This is a genomic window from Herbiconiux oxytropis (assembly GCF_024979315.1).
Lineage (GTDB): Bacteria > Actinomycetota > Actinomycetes > Actinomycetales > Microbacteriaceae > Herbiconiux > Herbiconiux oxytropis.
Map to the genome: position 1 here is coordinate 34,707 of NZ_JANLCK010000009.1, position 16,349 is coordinate 51,055.

The window sequence follows — 16,349 nt, forward strand, 5'->3', positions numbered from 1 at the left end:
GGCCCGCTGGCCACGCTCACTCGTCCGGGTCGATGCCGACCACGGCGATGTCGACACCGGGGCTGAGGAGGATGCTCGCGCGCTTGAACTTGCCCTCTCCCACGTTCAGCTCGAGCCAATACGGCTCCCCCGCGCCGACGGCGGAGCGGATCTCCTCCTTGACCTCGTCGACGTCGCGACCGGAGATGGAGTACTGCTTGCCGCCGTACAGGATGTTGATGCGCTTCATGGTCCGAATCCCCTCTTCGGATCAGGGTAGGGGACAACGCGCCCGCAAGCTCGCAACGTGTGTCGATTGGCTCTACGCTCGGGTGCATGGCTATCGCGACACCCTACGAAGACCTCCTGCGCGACACGCTCCGGAACGGTGTGGCGAAATCCGACCGCACGGGCACGGGAACCCGCAGCGTCTTCGGCCGACAGCTGCGCTTCGACCTCTCGGAGGGGTTCCCACTCATCACCACGAAGCGCGTGCACTTCAAGTCGGTGGCCTACGAGCTGCTCTGGTTCCTCCGCGGCGAGAGCAACGTGCGGTGGCTGCAGGAGAACGGCGTCTCGATCTGGGACGAGTGGGCGAGCGCGGAAGGCGAGCTCGGTCCGGTCTACGGCGTGCAGTGGCGGTCGTGGCCGTCGCCGAGCGGCGAACCGATCGATCAGATCTCGCAGGTCATCGAGACCATCCGCACCGATCCCGACTCACGGCGCATGATCGTCTCCGCCTGGAACGTCGCCGAGATCCCGGAGATGGCGCTCGCTCCCTGCCACACGCTGTTCCAGTTCTACGTGGCCGATGGCAAGCTGTCGTGCCAGCTCTACCAGCGCAGCGCCGACCTGTTCCTCGGGGTGCCGTTCAACATCGCGAGCTACGCGCTGCTGACCCACCTCATCGCAGCGCAGACCGGACTCGAGGTGGGCGACTTCGTCTGGACCGGTGGAGACTGCCACATCTACGACAATCACGTGGAGCAGGTCGAACTCCAGCTCGAGCGCGACCCCTACCCCGCGCCCACCCTCCGCATCACGCGCGAGCGACCGAGCGTGTTCGACTACGAGTACGACGACATCGAGGTCGTGGACTACGTGCACCACCCGGCCATCCGCGCCGCCGTCGCCGTATGAGCCGTGAGGTCGTGGGTCTGGGCGGTGACCTCGTGGGCGTGAGCCCATGAGCGTCGCGCTCGTGTGGGCCCAGGCCCGCGATGGCGTGATCGGAGAGGGCGGGGGCATCCCGTGGCATCTGCCGGAGGATCTCGCGCACTTCCGCGAGCTCACCGGCGGCTCGACCGTCGTCATGGGGCGGAAGACCTGGGACTCGCTGCCGGAGCGGTTCCGGCCGCTCCCCGCGCGGCGGAACGTGGTGGTGACCCGGCAGGAGGGCTGGACTGCGGAGGGCGCGGAGACCGCCGGCTCGCTCGAGCAGGCGCTGGGTTCGGGGGCTCCCGGCAACACGCGACGTGACGGCAGCGGCGACGGCGGGCAGCCGGTCTGGGTGATCGGCGGTGGCGAGATCTACCGCCAGGCCCTGGAATTCGCCGACCGGCTCGAGATCACCGAGGTCGACCTCGAGGCCGGCGGCGACACGCGGGCACCGGATGCGGGACCGGGGTGGGTTCGGGAAGTGACTCCCGCGGAGGGCTGGCTGGAGTCCCGCACGGGCATCCGCTACCGCTTCGTGTCGCTGACACGGGCCCGCACCCTCCGAGAGCCCGCTCAGTCGTAGACGTGCACGACAAGCCAATGGTGGTCGCCGTGGTGCCGCACGAGGTCGAAGACGCGACTGCGGCCCTGAGGATCGGTGGCCTGGAAGCGCCAGGCCGCGAACTCCGGCGGATGCGTGGTCCAGTACAGGCCCTCGGGCTCGGTGGGCCGGTCGGTGACGCGCCAGCGTTCCCCGCGCCACAGCATGCGCACCGGAGCCGGCGTGCCCACCGAGGTGGTGCCGGGCACCGCCTCACCCTGGCCGAACCACAGGGTGGCGACATCCGTGAGATCAAGGGTGCTCATGGTGGCCTCCAGACATTCGAAGATGTGTTCGAGTTCGAGTATCACCGAGAGGGGTGCGACACGCCAAGACCGGCGGCGCGAGGAGACCGGACCGCTTGACAGCGGTCGGCGAGCCTAAGCCGGCACGTCGGCGGCGCGCCGTGGGAGCACCCAGCCGGGGCGGACGTAGTGGCAGGTGTAGCCGCTCGGGTAGCGCTCCAGGTAGTCCTGATGCTCGGGCTCGGCCTCCCAAAAGTCGCCCGCGGGCGCCAGCTCGGTGACCACCGGTCCGGGCCACAGGCCCGAGGCGTCGACGTCGGCGATCGTGTCCTCGGCCACGTGGCGCTGCTCGTCGTCGAGGTAGTAGATCCCCGAGCGATAGCTCGTGCCGAGGTCGTTGCCCTGACGGTTCTTCGTCGACGGGTCATGGATCTGGAAGAAGAACTCCAGGAGCGACCGGTAGCTCGTCAGCGCGGGGTCGTACGTGATCTCGATGGCCTCGGCGTGCGTGCCGTGGTTGCGGTAGGTGGCGTTCGGCACGTCGCCTCCCGTGTAGCCCACGCGGGTGTCTCGCACCCCGGGGCGCCGGCGGATCAGATCCTCCATGCCCCAGAAGCAGCCTCCGGCCAGAATCGCGGTCTTGGTGGTCATCGTGCGTCCTCCTCGGTGGTGGGGATGGTGCTGGTCGTGGCGGCGGCGCCGAACAGCGAGGCGTACTCGCCGTAGCCCTCCGCCTCGAGCTCGGCCAGCGGCACGAAGCGCAGCGATGCCGAGTTGATGCAGTAGCGGAGTCCGCCGGCCTCGCGCGGCCCGTCCGGGAACAGGTGGCCGAGGTGGCTGTCTCCGTAGATGCTCCGCACCTCGGTGCGGGTCATCCCCCAGCTGCGATCGGTCTTCTCGACCACGTGCGAACGGTCGATCGGCCTCGTGAAGCTCGGCCAACCCGATCCGCTGTCGAACTTGTCGACGGAGGAGAACAGGGGCTCGCCCGAGACGACATCGACGTAGATGCCCGCCTCGTGGTTGTCCCAGAACTGGTTGCGGAAGGCGGGCTCGGTCGAGTCCTCCTGGGTGACGGCGTACTGCCGGCGGGAGAGGCGGGCGAGCGCCTCCGGGGTCTTGCGGTACTCGGTGGTCACGGTGTCTCCTCGGAAATCGCACCGCTGGCTGCGGCGGTCTACAGGTAGAACAGTCGTTCTGCACAAATAGTTCCCACTTGCCCTGACCCCGCTGAACGGCCGACACTGTTCCCATGACCGAGCCCATCGCATCCTGGATCGAGGGCTACCGTCGGGCCTGGGAGTCCAATGATGCCGCCGACATCGGAGCACTCTTCACGGAGGACGCCGAGTACCGCGATGGACCGCACAGCGCACCGTGGATCGGACGGGAGCAGATCGTCGAGCGCTGGCTCGCCCAACGAGACGAACCCGGCGAGGCCCGGTTCGAGTGGGAGGTGCTCTCCGATGACCCGGCGCTCTCGTTCGTGCAGGGCGTCAGCACCTATGCGTCGGGCAGGGTCTACGACAACCTGTGGGTCATCCGTCGCGATACCGACGGGCGGGCCTCGGCCTTCACGGACTGGTGGATCGAGCGCGGCTGACGCCCGAGCGGGGCTGATAATCTGCCTACGGCGGAATCTCCGGCGAACGCCGGACGAACAGCGGGCCCGGACCCACAGCGAGCCCGGACCCACAGCGAGCAGAGACGAGCAGAGAAGCCCGATGACTTCGAATCCCACGACCTCCGAACCGAAGCGCACCTGGGGCCGTCAGACCGTCCCCGGCGAGATCGCCCGTTCGTGGCTGCTCGTGTCGGCGACCCGGACCGACCTGTTCCCGGTGGCGCGCAACTCCCGAGCCGATCAGGTCGTGCTCGACATCGAGGACGGCGTCGACCCCTCGCACAAGAAGACCGCGCGCACCGACGTGGTCGAATGGCTGCACACCGAGGACGGCACCGGCTGGGTGCGCATCAACGACCGCGGCTCCGACTTCTGGGGCGACGACGTCGACGAGCTGAAGGGGGCGCCCGGTCTCCGCGGAGTCATGCTCGCGAAGACCGAGTCGGCCGCCGACGTCACCGAGACGTTCGACCGCCTGGGTGGCAAGACGCCCGTGCTCGCTCTCGTAGAGTCGGCGCTCGGCATCGAGGAGTCGGTGTCGATCGCCCGTGCCCGCGGCGCCTTCCGCCTCGCGTTCGGCAGCGGCGACTACCGCCGCGACACCGGCACGAGCGCCGAGGACATCGCGATGGCGTATCCGCGCTCGCGCCTGGTCATCGCCAGCAGGGTGGGCAAGCTGCCAGGCCCGATCGACGGCCCCACCGTCTCGTCGAGCCACCCGATCCTGCGCGAGCAGTCGGCGGTGGCCGTGACGCTCGGCCTCACGGGCAAGCTCTGCCTCGACATCGAGCAGCTGCCCGTCATCAACGAGGCCATCAGCCCCACGCAGTCCGACGTGACCTGGGCGCGCGACTTCCTCGACGACTTCGAGGCCCGTGGCCGCGTCATCCGCGACGGCAGCGACCTTCCCCGCCTCGGCCGCGCCGAGAAGATCGACAAGCTGGCCCGCGCCTTCGGCGTGCAGCCCCTGCCTTCTCCGCAGGGACCGCAGCCCGGCGTCGGCTACTGAGAACACGGAGGTAGGACATGCCGTTCCGCAGTCAGGAGACGCTGGAGCGCTGGGTGCAGGAGTTCCTCGAGGAGGGTCCGCCTCTGCCCGGAGTGATCGATGTGCTGCGCCACGACGGGGAGGCGGGCGACGACACCGGACTCGTGATCGTGAGGCTGAGGAATGCCACCACGGAGGTCTACCTCCAGCCCGTCGCTCCCGGCGAACCGGAGTACGAGGTGGTCTTCGGTGCACGGGACAGCGACTTGACGCTGCGAGCGCAGGGGGTTCAGGCCCTCGCGGATGACCTCGCTCTGGCCGCCGCCCTCTGCACGTTCCTCGAGCGCAAGTCGCGGGAGCACCTCGCTCGGCAGTGACCTAGCCTTCGACCTCGAAGGTGCCCGAGATCACCGCGCGAGCCAGGGTGTGGCCGAACATGCTGAACCCGAGGAACGCGGGCGTCGCATCCGCTCCGACCTCCAGCGACTCCACGTCGAGCGCGTGCACCGCGATGAAGTACCGGTGCGGGCCGTGGCCGGCGGGCGGCGCGGCACCGAGGTAGCGGGCGAGGCCGCCGTCGTTCTTCAGCTGCACCGCCCCCGCGGGCAGGCCCGATCCGCCGTCGTCGCCGGCACCGCTCTCGAGCGAGGTCGTCGCGACGGGGATGCCCCCGACGGCCCAGTGCCAGAATCCGCTCGTGGTGGGGGCATCCGGATCGAAGACCGTGACGGCGAAGCTCTTCGTCTCGGGCGGGAAACCGCTCCACGAGAGCTGAGGGCTGACGTCCTGCCCGCCGGCGCCGAAGATGCCGCTCACCTGCGGGGCTTCGAGCGGGGCGCCGTCGGTGACGTCGGTGCTCGTGAGCTCGAAGCCCGGCACCTCGGCGATGGCATCGTAGGGGGTGGGGGATGGCGTGGTCATGGGGTTCTCCTTGCCCGGGCACCTTCTGAGGCCGTCCTCACCAGTCTCACCCGATCGGCTGCGCACCGGTATGCCGACCCCGACGGGAGGGCTGCGTCGGCGGATCCTCGGGCGCGTCGTCGGCGGCGGGCATCGGCAGGGCCGAACCGATGAGGAAGTCGGCCGCGGCGAGCGCCGGGCGCCCGTCGGCGAGCCAGACGAGGTAGTCGGCGTAGGGATCCTCGCCCTCGACAGGGCGCGTCGTCTCGCGCCGTCTCCCCAGCATCCGCAGCCCCCGCACGTGCCCCATGCCGGGCAGTCTGCCGGATGAAGTCGAACAACACCTGTATAGGAGATGTCTGTCGGCGTGGCGCGGGGTGCTCCCTAGCGGGCGGTGGCATCGGACGGCGTCGAGGCGCGGGGCGCGCCCGTCGCGGCCGCGACGTCCGCGAGCGTGTCGCCGGGCTCGCGGCCCAGAAGGTGCCCGAGGTCAGGGCCGGGGCTGCCGAGGAAACCGTGCCGGACGTTCGTGTGGATCGACATCAGCATCGCCGGCTGGAACGGCTTCAACCCCGCCCGATCGAGCTCCTGGCGGCGGTGGTCGAGCGACACGTCGACGAGCGGGACTCCGAGATGCTCAGCGACGTCGGCGGCGGTCACGGGAGTGCCGACGAGGTCATAGGTCCGCCCCTCGTGCCGGTGAGGGGCCTCAGCGACGACGGCCGCGGCCTCCGCGAGGTCCTCTCGGCTGACGGCGGCCAGCGCGCCGTCACCGAAGGCGGAGGTCAGCCGGTTCCCCGACCAGCCGAGGAGCGAGCCGAACAGGTCGGCGTAGAGGCCGTTCCGCAGGATCGTCCAACTCAGGGTGCTCTGCTGGAGCCGCCGCTCCGTCCATCGATGCGCCAAAGCGAAGCCGAGGTGGTCTCCGGCGGAGGTGAGGCTCGTGTACACGACATGAGCGACCCCGTCACGCTCCGCTGCCGTGATCACCGCGTCGTGGCGTGCGACCACGACGTCGTCCTCGGCCTCCCCGGCTGAGACCAGGACGAGTGTGTCGACACCACGCAATGAGATGCTCTCCGGGTCGTCGAAGTCGAGCGTGCGCAGATCTCCGCGTGCGGCGCGGCTGGTGCCCGTGGCGACGACGTCGCGCTGCGAGAGGGTGGAGAGGATTGCGCGGCCGAGCTTGCCCGATGCGCCGGTGACGAGGATCAACAGATCGCCTTTCGTGGTCCTGTGCGGTAACTAGGCTGATTCTGTTCCGGCTCCGCGGATCCTCACAAGAAGGCACTCTCATGTCACTGACGCACACCGAAGTAACCGCAGAGCTCGAGCCGTGCGGCAAGCGGGAGCACCCGGACTGCGGCATCCGGGATGTGCTCGATCGGGTGGGCGACACATGGTCGGTGCTCGTCGTCGTCGAGCTGTCCTCCGGAGCGCGGCGGTTCGGGGAGCTGCAGCGCGCGATCGACGGGATCTCGCAGCGCATGCTGACCCTGACGCTCCGGCGGCTCGAGCGCGACGGTCTCGTCGAGCGGACCGTCTCTCCCACCATCCCACCGCAGGTGACCTACGCGCTGACCGATTCCGGGAGCAGCCTCACGCATCTGATCCGCGCTCTCGCGGACTGGTCCATCGAGCAGCGCCCTGCCATCGCCGGGGCTCGTCAGAGCTACGATGACGCGCACCCGGGCCACTCCATCCGCTGAGCGGGATGGCCCTACCGGCGACCGAAGGTGACGGGTTCGCCCCGCCAACCCGTCCTGCGGAGAAACCCCTCCCACGTGAGCGATGTGGGATCGACGGTCCGGCTCCACGCGAGGTCGCGATCCTCCCGGAAGTACCCGAGATCCACTGCGTACCGGGCCATACCGAGGATCTCCTCGACCTCCTGAGGATTCTCGCGCAGGGAGGGGACGTGCTCCAGGAGGCCCGTGCGCGTCGTGGCGTCTCCGTACTCGGCCGGGAGTCCCGTGACGCGGGAGAACGTCTCGACCATCTCGGCCGGGGAGATGACGTCGCCGACGATCGGCAGCGAAGCGCCCCCGTAGGCGTCCGGGTCGGAGAACACCTCGAGGACGGCCGGGCCGGTTGCGGTGAGCGGATCCACGAACGGGGCCCGGAAGTCCTCGGGCAGGTAGAAGGGCATCTGCACGGTCTGCCCGTCGATCTGCGGCGCGTAGTACTCCAGCGCGTTGGTGTAGAAGAACGAGAGCATGACGAAGGTGTGCCCGATCGGCAGACCCCGGATGTGGTCGGCGACCCGAGCTTTGTCGGTGAAGTGCGGAGCGTACCGACCTCCCGACGAACGCTCGTCGACGTTCTCGAGTGTGCTGAACACGACGTGGTCCACCCCTGCCTCCACCGCGGCATCCGCCAGCTGGCAGCCGAAGGAGAACTCCTCCGTGGAAGGCGGAGCGATGGGCGGGGTCATCAGGAAGGCTCCCTGGGCTGATCCGAACGCCTCCACGAGCCGGCGCTCGTGGCCCGGCGCCAGAGGAACCTCGGCGATCTCCGCTCCCATCTCAGCCAAGCTGCGAGCCTGGGCGGAATCGGCGGTCCGGGTCAGGGCACGCACCCGGAACCTGCCGCTCTCGAGCAGGGACGTCGTGACGCTCCGGCCCTGCTTGCTGGTGGCACCGGTGACGACGATCAAGGGTGTGCTGTTGTCTGGCATCTGCGTTTCTCTCCTTTTCATATCGTGACATCGCGATATGACAATATTAAATGCCGGGCGGCCCTCGGATCGCGATATCGAAATATGATGGTGCGAATCGAGGAGAGGAGATGATCCCGTGATGCCGGAGAACAGTCCGCGCTCAGAGGCCGGGCAGCACGCTCCGCTCGAGGCGGTCGAGGCCCTGAAAGCGCTCGCGAACCCGGCGCGCCTGCAGATCATGGAGTGGCTGCGGGATCCGCACACCGAGTTCGCGGAGTGGGAACCCATCGCCGATCGCGACGAGGTCGGCGTCTGCGTCAGCCACTTGCAAGCCAAGTCGGGTCTCGCGCAGTCGACGGTCTCCTCGTACATGACGACCCTCGAGCGCGCGGGCCTCGTGCGGTCGACGCGGATCGGCAAGTGGATCCACTACCGCCGGGACGAGCACGCGATGTCGCGGTTGGCGGGGGTGCTCCACACGCCCTCCTGAGACAGGGGCGCGGCGCGAAAAAGCCCCCTCAACGCCTTGCGGAGCAAGGGTTCAGGGGGCTTTCAATGGCGGTACCGGTGGGATTTGAACCCACGGTGGAGTCTCCCCCACACAACTTTTCGAGAGTTGCACCTTCGGCCGCTCGGACACGGTACCGAGGAAGAGTGTACGCGAGGCGCGCGCGTGTCGCCAATCGAGGTGTCGACGTGCCATTCTGAAGCGATCGGAGGGCCGGAGGGGGTCGACGTGGTGGCGGACGATCGCAGGCGGCACTGGGAGAGCACGACCTCCATTCCGCTCGTCACGCTCTCGCTCGTGTTCATCGCCGCCTACTCGGTGCGGGTGATCGCGGTCGGCCTGCCGCGCGGCGCCGAGGTGACCCTCAACGTGGTGATCGCCGCGATCTGGGCGGTGTTCGCCGCCGACTACCTCGTGCGGCTCGCCCTCGCCGCCGACAAGGGCCTGTACTTCCGCACGACCCTGCTCGACCTGCTCTCGGTGCTCGTGCCGGTGTTCCGCCCGTTCCTGCTGCTCAGCCGGCTGAAGGACATCCCGTACTTCCGCCGGCACAGCGGATCGTCGGTGCGCCTCCGGCTCGTCATCCACGCCGCCCTCTTCGTGGTGCTGTTCGTCTACTCGATCTCCCTCGCCGTGCTGGCCGCCGAGCGCGGCGCATCCGGTGCCAACATCGAGAACTTCGGCGACGCCATCTGGTGGGCGTGCGTGACCATCGCCACCGTCGGCTACGGCGACGTCTACCCCGTGACGGGGCTCGGCCGGGTTCTCGCCGTCGTCCTCATGTTCGGTGGCATCGCGATCGTGGGCGTCGCCACCGCCACGATCGTGTCGTACCTGAACGAGCGGATCGGGCACCAGCGCCGCGGGGAATGAGCCACCCGCTTCACAACGACTCGCGGGCGGATGTTCGCTTCCCGTTCAGATTCGCGTGCTTGAGTCGTTCTCACAGCACCACGGACGGGTCGCAACCCCTGAGGCCCGCACCTCACCCGAATGGAACTCCTGTGAGTATCAGAACGGCCGAGTACCCGAGGCCGAACCACTTCCTCCTGCACCTCAGCGACACCCACCTGCTCGCCGGAGGCGGCAAGCTCTACGGCGTCGTGGACAGCGAGGAGCTGCTGCGCTCCCTCTTCGACGAGGTCGAGGCATCCGGAGGCCGACCCGAGGCCATCGTCTTCACCGGCGACCTCGCCGACAAGGGCGAAGCGGATGCCTACAGCCGGCTGCGCGCGATCGTGGAGCCGGCCGCCGCACGGCTCGGCGCCCAGGTGATCTGGGTGATGGGGAACCACGACGACCGCGCCTCGTTCCGCGAGGGCCTGCTCGGCGAGGTGCCGACCGACCGCAGTGTCGACCGCGTCTACGACGTGAACGGGCTGCGCGTCATCACGCTCGACTCGACCGTGCCGGGGCACCACCACGGCGAGATCTCGAGCGACCAGCTCGACTGGCTCGCCGAGGAGCTCGCCTCCCCCGCGCCCCACGGCAGCATCCTCGCCCTGCACCACCCGCCCGTGCCGAGCGTGCTCGACCTCGCCGTGGCCGTGGAACTGCGCGACCAGCGGGGCCTCGCCGAGGTGCTCGAGGGCTCCGACGTGCGCTCCATCATCGCCGGCCACCTGCACTACTCCACCACCGCGACCTTCGCGGGCATCCCCGTCTCCGTCGCATCCGCCACCTGCTACACGCAGGACCTCAACGTCGAAGTCGGCGGCACGAAGGGCCGTGCGGGCGCGCAGGCGTTCAACCTCGTGCACGTCTACGAGCACACCGTGCTGCACTCCGTGGTGCCGCTCGGGAGCCACCCGGCCCTCGACCACATCTCGGCCGAGGAGACCCGCCGACGGCTCGAGGCCAAGGGCGTGATGATCGCGGATGCGGTGAGCCCGCAGGTCTCGCCCGAGCCGCCGCTCACGCTCTCGATGCCGCTGCCGCTCTCGCTGGCCGCGACCGCCACTGCGGCGGCCCTGGCCGCTACGCCGGCGCCTGAACCTGAGCTGGTTCCGACGGACGCGTGACGGGGGCCTCGCTCGTGGGCACCTCCCACGGGGCGGGGAACGGGAAGTAGCGCTCGAGGAACGAGATGACCGCGGTCGTGCGCTCCTCGACACCGATCTCGGGCTTGGAGCCGTCGTTGAGGCAGAACATGTCCATCGACCGCTTCTTCAGCAGCGTGTCCATCTCCTTGAGCGCGACCTTGAGGGTGGTCTCGATGTAGCGCACCTTCGCCTCGGTCTGCACCACGGCCCGGCCCGTCATGAGCGCGTAGTAGTGGTAGAACGAGTTGGTCACCGAGATGTCGGTGGCCGAGCGGAAGGGGCTCGCCGCCGTGCGCGCGAACTCCGCCTCGAACTCGTTCTCCATCTCGAACAGCACGCTCTTGCGGAGCGGCGCCGCGCAGTGCTCGAGGTGGCGGGTGGTGACCCGGCCGAAGCGGTTCTGCAGCAGCTCGCGGTTGACGCGCGCGGCGTTCTCGAATCCGCTGCGGTGCAGAGCGTTCTGGCCGAGGCCGATGCGGGTGTCGGCCTCGACGAACTTCGTGATGCCGCCGGGTGAGAAGAAGAGATCGGGCGTGACCGGGCGACCGAAGAACATGTCGTCGTTGGAGTAGAGGAAGTGCTCGGCGATGCCGGGGATGCGGTGCAGCTGCGCCTCGACGGCGTGCGAGTTGTGCGTGGGCAGGTCCGACGGGTTCCTGAAGAACTGCTCGCTCGGCATGATGGTGACCCGGGGGTCGTCGGCGAGCCAGGCGGGCTTCGGCGAATCCGTCGCGATGAAGATGCGGCGCACCCACGGGGCGAACATGTAGACGCTCCGCAGGGCGTACTTGAGCTCGTCGATCTGGCGGTAGCGCGCCTCGGAGTCGTCACCCTCCCCCACGACATACGCCGCCATGCGCTTGGCCCGTGCTCGCTGGAACTCGATCGCGGTGCCGTCGACCCAGGAGAAGACCATGTCGATCTCGAACGGGACGTCGCTCGCGAGCGCGCTGAACATGCCCTCGATGGTCGCCCAGGTGCGGCCGTAGAGGTCGACCGTGGTCTCGACGAGTTCCTGGGCGGGGATCGTGCGCCGGGTCAGCGAGTTCTCGGCGGGGGCCTCGATGAACTCGCCGTCGCGCTGCCAGAACTCCAGCTGCACGGCCGACTCGACGCCGTAGCGGAGACGGCCGATGGGTTCGATGCGGGGGCGGTAGAGGCGCACGACGCGCGCCTTCGGGTCGCGCGCGAGCTTGCCATCGGCTACGAGCACGGCGGGCGATCGCGGCGCCTTCGCGTAGAAGGGCTCCCCGGCCATGGCGTCGATGAGTGCCGTCTTGGCGCGCTTGCGGTGCTTCCAGTCGACCGCCAGCACGGGCCGCTCGTCGTTGCCGCGCACGAGGAGGAACGGCACGCGTGAACCCTCGAGGGTGTCGGCGATGAAGAAGAGGTCTTCGATCATCGACTCGCGCGGGGTCGAGTGACCGTTCAGCAACGTGAGCTGCCCCTTGCGGAGGACGATGTCGTCCCGGTCGAGCGAGATGGGGTGCGTGGTCGCAGCCCGGAGCACGGATTCGAGATGCGGAGTCGCAGACACGCCATCGATCACAGTCGCCTCCTCAGGTCGGAATCCAGGTTTCGTCGGGTCTCCTGTCATTGGTGCCAGACCCTTCATTCTACGCCTCCGCCAGGGCTTCGAGATCACCGGAACGGCGGGCATGCTGCGTGTTAGCCTTGCCTAAGTAGGGCGGGTCGACACGTGCACGCCCTCCGACTGAAAGGTTCATTTCGCGATGAGCTACATCCGCTCCACCGCCTTCGAGGAGACCGGCTACGTCGTCCTCGACCGTCACGACCAGGCCGCAGACCCGAAGGAGTGGCTCGACCTGGAGTACGTCGACTGGAAGTCCTCGGGGCAGACCCGCTTCGCCCCGCTCGCGAGCGCGTTCGGCGAGATGGAGTGCGACGGATTCTGGAACCACTCGCCCGCCCGCACCGACAAGGACGGCGTGTGGGTTGCGGCGAATGTGGAGAAGGCCCCCGTGCTGAAGGCGCGCGCTGAGGAGCCCGGCGCGAACATCGGCCGTTGCCGCGTGATCGAGCTGCAGCCCAACGACTACGCCAACGCGCTCTACAACCTGCACCAGGACGACAACAACCGGCTCAACCCGGACGGCACGGGCTGGATCGTACGCGGCTTCTTCAACCTCTCCGACGACCCGGAGTCCTACCTGATCCTCCGCGAGGACCGCTTCGACCCCGAGACCGAGGTGCGCATCCCGCTGCCCGCGGGCGCCCAGGTGATCGTCGACACGCAGCGGTTCTGGCACGCGGTGTGGCAGAAGGGCCCCGAGCCCCGCTACTGCCTCATCACCTCGTGGGAGTCGGGCCCCGAGCTCGACGCCTACATCGAGCGCCACCACGGCGACCCGCACTCCCCGAGCGCGCCGCTGGACCCCGCCTTCGTCGAGAGCGCCCAGGCCGACGTGCGCCGACGGCTCGCCGAGCGCGCCGCCACCATCTCGGCCAGAAGCCGTCCGGGCGCCGCGATCGAGCCCGACGACAGCGACGACTGAGCCCTTCTCCGACGGGCTCTCGCCCGGTGTCGGTGGGCGCGTCTAGGGTGTGGGCATGGCCACGAGATCCACGACCGCGTACCGCTGCACCGAGTGCGGGTGGCAGACTGCGAAGTGGGTGGGGCGTTGCGGCGAGTGCCAGTCGTGGGGCACCGTGGTGTCGGCCGCCGAGAACGAGGGGATCGCGCGCGCCGTGCGGGCCACGGTGCTCGACGCGGCCCGGATCGCCCGCCCGATCACCGAGATCAGCTCCGACGTGGCGGCGCACTGGGCCACCGGCATCGGCGAGTTCGACCGGGTGCTCGGCGGCGGCCTCGTGCCCGGCGCGGCCATCCTGCTCTCGGGCGAGCCCGGCGTCGGCAAGTCGACGCTGCTGCTCGAGGTGGCGGCAAAGGCCGCCGAGGAGCATCTGCGCGTGCTCTACGTCTCGGCCGAGGAGTCGGTGTCGCAGGTGAAGCTGCGGGCCGAGCGCACCCACTCCCTCTCCCCCACTCTCATGCTCGCGGCCGAGACCGATCTCGCCACGATCCTCGGCCAGATCGACGCCGTCGAGCCGCACCTGCTCATCGTCGACTCGGTGCAGACCGTGTCGTCGTCGTCGCTCGAGAGCGCCGCGGGCAGCCCCACCCAGGTGCGGGAGGTGGCGTCTGCGCTCATCCGCGTGGCCAAGGACCGCTCGCTGCCCGTGCTGCTCGTGGGGCACGTCACGAAAGACGGTTCCATCGCGGGGCCGCGCGTGCTCGAGCACCTGGTGGATGTGGTGTGCCAGTTCGAGGGCGACCGGCAGACGGCGCTGCGGTTCGTGCGGGCGCTGAAGAACCGGTTCGGGCCGACGGATGAGGTGGGCTGCTTCGAGATGACGTCCGACGGCATCGCCGAGGTGCCCGACCCGAGCGGGTTGTTCCTCTCGCGCGGGTCGGACGCGGTGTCGGGCACCTGCGTGACCGTGGCGCTCGAGGGCCGGCGCGCCCTGCCGGTCGAGGTGCAGGCGCTCGTGGTGTCGACGCCCTCGCCCAACCCGCGACGGGTCACGAACGGGGTCGACTCGTCGCGCGTGGCCATGATCCTCGCGGTGCTCGAGCGTCGGGCGCGGATCCCGCTGAGCGACAAAGACGTGTACGTGTCGACGGTGGGCGGCGTGAAGCTCACCGAGCCGGGCGCCGACCTCGCGATCGCCCTCGCCCTCGCCTCGGCCTCGAACGACAAGCCGCTCGCCCACGACCTCGCGGCCTTCGGCGAGATCAGTCTCGCGGGCGAGGTGCGGCCGGTGTCGTCGAGCCGCATCCGCGCGGCGGAGGCACGGCGGCTCGGCTTCACCACGATCATCGACGACGAGGCGGGCCAGCTCGTCCGCGCGCTGGGACGCGCGTTCCGCTAGCGGGGGTGGCGGCCGGGCTGTCGGGCTGTCAGGCCCTCGGGTCGGATGCCGGCGGACTTCGCCAAGCCTGACGGTGACCGACGCGCAGATCGGCGCGCTGGCGGCGAGCCGTGGCGAAGTCCGCGCCTGGCGGGTGGGACGCCCGGCTCAGACGTGGGGGACGAAGGCCTGCCAGGCGAGGCGGCGGGAGCCTCGGGGGTCGGCCTCGACGCGGTCGATGGGCGCGATGATGAGGGTGAGGCGCTCGGTCTCGTCGTAGGCCGGCCACGCGGTGGCGTCGACGCGGCCGTCGCGGGCGAACGAGAGCCAGTGGGCCCGCATCCGCCTGGCCGCCCCCTTGAAGGCCCGCCGGCCGCCGAGGATCGTCATGAGGCGGCCGAAGGGCCCGTCGAGGCGGTCGAAGATCGCGAACAGGTCGAGGCCGTGCGTGGCGTCGAAGCCCGCGAGGCGCACCAGCCGCGGAGCGATGTCGAAGCGGTAGAAGTGCACTGGCGCGAACCGCGAGTGCCGCTCGGCCACCTTCACGGTCGGGTACCAGAATGCGTAGTCGCCGCCGAAGTCAGCGGCGGCCCGCTGGGCGGGGAGGCCAGGGTACTCGGCCTTGATGGCCTTGCGGGACTTCTTCTTCGTGCGCGCGAAGATGGCCCGGATGCGTTTGGGCGTGGTGGCGAGGATGTCGAGCCTGCCGGTGAAGAGCGAGCCCTCGCGGTCGTTGGTGCCGATGATGAGAGGCACCCGCGCAGCCCGGCCCTCCTTGAACGCGTCGAGAGGGCGTTCGGGCAGCACGTCGCCGTCGATGACCGGGGAGAGCACGATCGTGCCGGGATGCGCATCCGGGGTCGCGAGGGTGAGCGTGACCGCCGCATCGACGAGCTCGCCCGCCGAGGCGTCGACGAGGAGACGGCCGGCGGAGTCGTCCGAGGTCGACTCGACGCCGTCGGTGTCGATCGACTCCATCAGCAGCTCGGCGAACTCCTCGGCCCAGACCGCCGCCATCTCGGGCAGGTAGATGGCGTTCGCCGGTGAGCTCTGGGCGATCGCGCGGGCGAAGAGGCCGTGCGCGCTCGGGGTCGCCATGAGCGTCGTGACGGCGTTGCCCCCGGCCGACTCGCCGAAGAGGGTCACGTTGCCGGGATCCCCTCCGAACGACGCGATGTTGTCGTGCACCCACTCGAGCGCGGCCACCTGGTCGCGGAGCCCCAGGTTCGACTCGATCGGGCGCTCCGGCGTGGAGTAGCGCGTGAGGTCGAGGTAGCCGAGGGCGCCGAGCCGGTAGTTGAAGCTCACGAACACCACCCCGCCTTCGCGCACGAGCGCCTCGCCGTTCCGCGGATGCTCGGCCGAGGAGCCGACACTGTAGGCGCCGCCGTGGATGAAGACCATGACCGGGAGCTTCTCCCCCGGCGCGTCGGCCCGCAGCACGTTGACGGTGAGGCAGTCCTCGGACATCGGGGTGGAGCGCGAGGTGCCGATGAAGTTGCCGTTGCGCGACTGCATGGCGACCGGGCCGAACGCTGTCGCCTCGCGGACTCCTCGCCACGGCTGCACCGGAGCCGGAGCGCGGAACCGCAGCGAACCCACCGGAGGGGCTGCGAACGGGATCCCGCGCCACCAGCGGAAGCCGCGACGGGCCGCCCCACGGACGACGCCTCCGGTCACCCCCACCTCGAGTCCGTCGCCGCTCACGCTCGGCATCGTAGCCCCGCCGGCTGAACGGCCGGGGCCGGAGCGGGCCACGGCTGCACGATCGG

The 16,349-nt window shown here is 69.6% G+C and carries 21 protein-coding genes and 1 tRNA gene; 11 read left to right on the plus strand and 11 right to left on the minus strand.

All coding sequences use genetic code 11. The features are described from left to right. Positions 1–16: 16 nt before the first annotated feature. Positions 17–229, minus strand: a complete 213-nt coding sequence (locus N1028_RS14955; RefSeq protein WP_259530171.1) for a hypothetical protein — start codon at positions 227–229, stop codon at positions 17–19. Positions 230–315: 86 nt separating this feature from the next. Between N1028_RS14955 and N1028_RS14960 the strand changes: the two genes are divergently transcribed. Together N1028_RS14960 and N1028_RS14965 are read left to right on the plus strand one after the other, a co-directional pair. Then, on the plus strand, positions 316–1,119 hold the full coding sequence (locus N1028_RS14960) for a thymidylate synthase (protein ID WP_259530172.1): 804 nt from the start codon (positions 316–318) through the stop codon (positions 1,117–1,119). A 46-nt stretch (positions 1,120–1,165) separates the two neighbouring features. Further along, positions 1,166–1,720 (plus strand): dihydrofolate reductase, encoded by a 555-nt coding sequence (locus N1028_RS14965; RefSeq protein WP_259530173.1) that lies wholly within the window; start codon positions 1,166–1,168, stop codon positions 1,718–1,720. On the opposite strand, the gene N1028_RS14970 is transcribed toward N1028_RS14965, so the two are convergent. The 3 genes from N1028_RS14970 to msrB form a co-directional block, all read right to left on the minus strand. Beyond that, entirely contained in the window at positions 1,711–2,004 is a 294-nt protein-coding gene (locus tag N1028_RS14970) for a hypothetical protein (protein ID WP_259530174.1), read from the minus strand. The genes N1028_RS14965 and N1028_RS14970 overlap by 10 nt on opposite strands. A gap of 114 nt (positions 2,005–2,118) precedes the next feature. Continuing rightward, positions 2,119–2,634, minus strand: a complete 516-nt coding sequence (msrA, locus tag N1028_RS14975; protein WP_259530175.1) for a peptide-methionine (S)-S-oxide reductase MsrA — start codon at positions 2,632–2,634, stop codon at positions 2,119–2,121. Next, the gene (gene msrB, locus N1028_RS14980) at positions 2,631–3,122 is read right to left on the minus strand and encodes a peptide-methionine (R)-S-oxide reductase MsrB (protein WP_259530176.1); all 492 of its coding nucleotides are present in this window, start codon (positions 3,120–3,122) and stop codon (positions 2,631–2,633) included. Before msrB ends, msrA begins: the two co-directional genes overlap by 4 nt. Before the next feature lie 113 nt (positions 3,123–3,235). Between msrB and N1028_RS14985 the strand changes: the two genes are divergently transcribed. The 3 genes from N1028_RS14985 (at position 3,236) to N1028_RS14995 (ending at position 4,972) form a co-directional block, all read left to right on the plus strand. Beyond that, on the plus strand, positions 3,236–3,586 hold the full coding sequence (locus N1028_RS14985; RefSeq protein WP_259530177.1) for a nuclear transport factor 2 family protein: 351 nt from the start codon (positions 3,236–3,238) through the stop codon (positions 3,584–3,586). 121 nt (positions 3,587–3,707) lie between these two features. Then, entirely contained in the window at positions 3,708–4,616 is a 909-nt protein-coding gene (locus tag N1028_RS14990) for an HpcH/HpaI aldolase/citrate lyase family protein (protein ID WP_259530178.1), read from the plus strand. A gap of 17 nt (positions 4,617–4,633) precedes the next feature. After that, positions 4,634–4,972, plus strand: coding sequence for a protein-L-isoaspartate carboxylmethyltransferase (locus tag N1028_RS14995; protein ID WP_259530179.1), 339 nt, complete (start codon positions 4,634–4,636; stop codon positions 4,970–4,972). Between the two features lies 1 nt (position 4,973). Here N1028_RS14995 and N1028_RS15000 read toward each other — a convergent pair whose 3' ends face one another. The 3 genes from N1028_RS15000 to N1028_RS15010 all read right to left on the minus strand — a co-directional run bounded on the left by N1028_RS15000 (position 4,974) and on the right by N1028_RS15010 (position 6,710). Continuing rightward, complete coding sequence (locus tag N1028_RS15000; RefSeq protein WP_259530180.1) at positions 4,974–5,516, minus strand: YbhB/YbcL family Raf kinase inhibitor-like protein; 543 nt, start codon at positions 5,514–5,516, stop codon at positions 4,974–4,976. A 46-nt stretch (positions 5,517–5,562) separates the two neighbouring features. Then, complete coding sequence (locus N1028_RS15005; protein ID WP_259530182.1) at positions 5,563–5,805, minus strand: hypothetical protein; 243 nt, start codon at positions 5,803–5,805, stop codon at positions 5,563–5,565. A 74-nt stretch (positions 5,806–5,879) separates the two neighbouring features. Beyond that, positions 5,880–6,710 carry an NAD(P)H-binding protein gene (locus N1028_RS15010; RefSeq protein WP_259530183.1) on the minus strand — a complete coding sequence of 277 codons (831 nt, stop codon included), beginning with the start codon at positions 6,708–6,710 and terminating at the stop codon, positions 5,880–5,882. A gap of 80 nt (positions 6,711–6,790) precedes the next feature. Between N1028_RS15010 and N1028_RS15015 the strand changes: the two genes are divergently transcribed. Further along, the gene (locus N1028_RS15015; protein ID WP_259530184.1) at positions 6,791–7,204 is read left to right on the plus strand and encodes a winged helix-turn-helix transcriptional regulator; all 414 of its coding nucleotides are present in this window, start codon (positions 6,791–6,793) and stop codon (positions 7,202–7,204) included. An 11-nt stretch (positions 7,205–7,215) separates the two neighbouring features. On the opposite strand, the gene N1028_RS15020 is transcribed toward N1028_RS15015, so the two are convergent. Continuing rightward, positions 7,216–8,172 (minus strand): NmrA/HSCARG family protein, encoded by a 957-nt coding sequence (locus tag N1028_RS15020; RefSeq protein WP_259530187.1) that lies wholly within the window; start codon positions 8,170–8,172, stop codon positions 7,216–7,218. Between the two features lie 121 nt (positions 8,173–8,293). Between N1028_RS15020 and N1028_RS15025 the strand changes: the two genes are divergently transcribed. Then, complete coding sequence (locus N1028_RS15025; RefSeq protein ID WP_259530189.1) at positions 8,294–8,644, plus strand: ArsR/SmtB family transcription factor; 351 nt, start codon at positions 8,294–8,296, stop codon at positions 8,642–8,644. A gap of 66 nt (positions 8,645–8,710) precedes the next feature. On the opposite strand, the gene N1028_RS15030 is transcribed toward N1028_RS15025, so the two are convergent. Continuing rightward, a tRNA-Ser gene (locus N1028_RS15030) sits at positions 8,711–8,800 on the minus strand. Between the two features lie 90 nt (positions 8,801–8,890). Here N1028_RS15030 and N1028_RS15035 point away from each other — a divergent pair. Then, a complete protein-coding gene (locus N1028_RS15035) occupies positions 8,891–9,535 on the plus strand; it encodes a potassium channel family protein (RefSeq protein WP_259530190.1) in 645 nt (214 codons plus the stop codon). A gap of 131 nt (positions 9,536–9,666) precedes the next feature. Continuing rightward, complete coding sequence (locus N1028_RS15040; protein ID WP_259530191.1) at positions 9,667–10,683, plus strand: phosphodiesterase; 1,017 nt, start codon at positions 9,667–9,669, stop codon at positions 10,681–10,683. On the opposite strand, the gene N1028_RS15045 is transcribed toward N1028_RS15040, so the two are convergent. Continuing rightward, complete coding sequence (locus N1028_RS15045; protein ID WP_259530303.1) at positions 10,640–12,214, minus strand: stealth family protein; 1,575 nt, start codon at positions 12,212–12,214, stop codon at positions 10,640–10,642. The genes N1028_RS15040 and N1028_RS15045 overlap by 44 nt on opposite strands. Before the next feature lie 223 nt (positions 12,215–12,437). On the opposite strand from N1028_RS15045, the gene N1028_RS15050 reads away from it, so the two are divergent. After that, positions 12,438–13,220 carry a hypothetical protein gene (locus tag N1028_RS15050; protein ID WP_259530192.1) on the plus strand — a complete coding sequence of 261 codons (783 nt, stop codon included), beginning with the start codon at positions 12,438–12,440 and terminating at the stop codon, positions 13,218–13,220. A gap of 55 nt (positions 13,221–13,275) precedes the next feature. Then, entirely contained in the window at positions 13,276–14,598 is a 1,323-nt protein-coding gene (radA, locus tag N1028_RS15055) for a DNA repair protein RadA (protein WP_259530193.1), read from the plus strand. Positions 14,599–14,745: 147 nt separating this feature from the next. Here the strand turns inward: radA and N1028_RS15060 are convergent, their stop codons facing one another. Next, positions 14,746–16,293, minus strand: a complete 1,548-nt coding sequence (locus N1028_RS15060; protein WP_259530194.1) for a carboxylesterase/lipase family protein — start codon at positions 16,291–16,293, stop codon at positions 14,746–14,748. Positions 16,294–16,349 lie beyond the last annotated feature (56 nt).